The organism is Nostoc sp. UIC 10890 (assembly GCF_054786515.1).
Genome location: NZ_JBSGKF010000114.1, coordinates 1 through 1,931, shown reverse-complemented (window position 1 = coordinate 1,931; position 1,931 = coordinate 1). Strand labels below are relative to the sequence as shown.

2 protein-coding genes and 1 pseudogene are annotated in these 1,931 nt (G+C 40.4%); 1 reads left to right on the top strand and 2 read right to left on the bottom strand.

Features of this window, described 5'->3' with window-relative positions; all coding sequences use genetic code 11:
* On the top strand, window positions 1-616 hold a 616-nt coding region (locus ACWATR_RS39630; RefSeq protein ID WP_460345755.1), incomplete at its 5' end, for a hypothetical protein.
* A gap of 4 nt (window positions 617-620) precedes the next feature.
* Here ACWATR_RS39630 and ACWATR_RS39625 read toward each other — a convergent pair.
* Window positions 621-1,388, bottom strand: a complete 768-nt coding sequence (locus tag ACWATR_RS39625; protein WP_460345752.1) for a restriction endonuclease — start codon at window positions 1,386-1,388, stop codon at window positions 621-623.
* 245 nt (window positions 1,389-1,633) lie between these two features.
* Window positions 1,634-1,931 (bottom strand): annotated as a pseudogene (locus ACWATR_RS39620) (hypothetical protein); the annotation flags it as partial.

The window sequence follows — 1,931 nt, the reverse complement described above, 5'->3', positions numbered from 1 at the left end:
CAACACCACATTCAAGCAGTTTAAGCAACTATTTGACGATGAATTAGTAGGGTATTTGACCCGAAAAAATCAAACCTCAGAACACTTAGCTCTTAATGCTATTTCTGACTACGTTGCTCAAGAAACTGTAGCAAATCATGAGACTGTATCAGCGCTCTCAAAACTAACAAAATTGCTAGGGGTAAGCCAATCTCAAACTTATATCGAATTTACTAATGCTTTACAAAAGATGCTTGACTTGACTAAAAAATGGGGAGATCATCAAAATCATTCTCAAGGAAATGTTCAATCCCTCTCAATAGAAGTAGAAACTGAGTTATTAATAGAGTCAGTTAAATTGCACATTCAACAAATAATTCCGGGTTTAGATATTGAAAGATTGGCTGCTTTAGTTATGGAAGTAGGAAAATATGTCAAAGGTGAAAAGGTAACAGGAGCAAAAGTCAGCGAGTTATTTACGAATGTTACAACTGATGCCAAAGCTTTGACTTTTGAGCAGAAAATCAACATCGTTAGGCAACTGATTAGAGATGACAAACCATCGATTATGAAAAGATTGGGAATCAACTCGCCATCGCCAAATGACAACGAAGAGCATCTACGGTTCCGGCGCTAACTTATCAGTTCACTGATTTAAGTGGTATTGTTATCCCTATTATCTTCAACTGCTTACCTAAAACAAAATTTACTAGTTTCTGACCGCTCACTAAGATTATTTTGTTGGAGCGACGAATCAACTCTTTTGATAACCGTCCAGTTATGCCACTATGCACTAAGAATCCACCACTAGCTCTTTCGTGTTCAATACAGTACAGAAAATCTTTTATGTGTTCTGCATTAATGTGATTAGTGTAGCGTTTAACCTGGATTACATAGAGCTTTCCCAAAATTAATACGCGACCGTCTATACCGCCGTCACCAGTGTACCGAAAGTTGCGTTGGATTTGCCAGCCCTGTTCAAGGCAGCAAGTAAGTACCAACTCTTCAAAAACGTAAGGTGATATCCTACGCAGTGTGGCAATTACTACTGGTAATTTAACAATGGGAGTTATGCTCCGAAGCCGTTGCAGCACTGGAGAGGCGTACTGAATATTTGCCTGCTTTTTAAGCTTTTTAGCTAATCTAACCCTTCGCGTTGTTGCTTTGCTTAGTGGTAACTGCTTTTTAAAATTTTTAGCTAAGAGAGCCTTTTGTGTCGGTGTTGGGCTTTGTTGTACAAAATTTTGAGGTGAAATTGACGACGCTTTTGTACTCTTGGCTGGTAATTGGTCAGGTTTAAAATCTTGGGAGCGATACTTTGGCTCAGGAAGAGGAGGTGGAAAAAAACCAAACAGCCAACCTAGAAAAATTATCCCACCCAGTCCAAACAATAAAGCAATAGTAAGCATTTTCACCACCTTGGAGGAGCCTCTTATCCCAATACGGTTCGGTTAAAGGGGAAAGGTTTTAAATACATCCTTTACCCCTTACCCGAATGGCACGCTTGTTAAGCTGAAGGGTATGCAGCATAAGGATGCTCCAAAAGCAGGGGTGCAGAGGGGCAGAGGGGAAAGAACTTGTACAATAACTCTCCTCTGCTCCCACTAGCGAACCTGCACAAGCACAGGCTTTGAGCATCGGTGAGAAATCCGGGTTATCTGTGCATACCTCTAGATTGTGATTCTTGTTGAGAATCCTGCTGAATTTGATGATGCATATCAACAACAGATTGAACCTTACCAAGTGCCTGTAACTGTTGGTCACTAACGTTAGGTGATAAAACTCCGTCAGTGAGAACAGCATCGCCGTTTTTGGCACGAACGATTACATTCTCGCCAAGGCGTTCAAAATCAAAACTTGTACTCTTAAAACTTTTAGAACCATCAGGGTTATCTTTGCCCAAGATATTCAACAGGGCTTTGACACTTTGCTCAATTGCCTGACCTTTGACA

Excerpts from the sequence above, each read along its gene's own strand:
- ACWATR_RS39625 (WP_460345752.1), bottom strand. The coding sequence starts at position 1,388 with ATGCTTACTATTGCTTTATTGTTTGGACTGGGTGGGATAATTTTTCTA.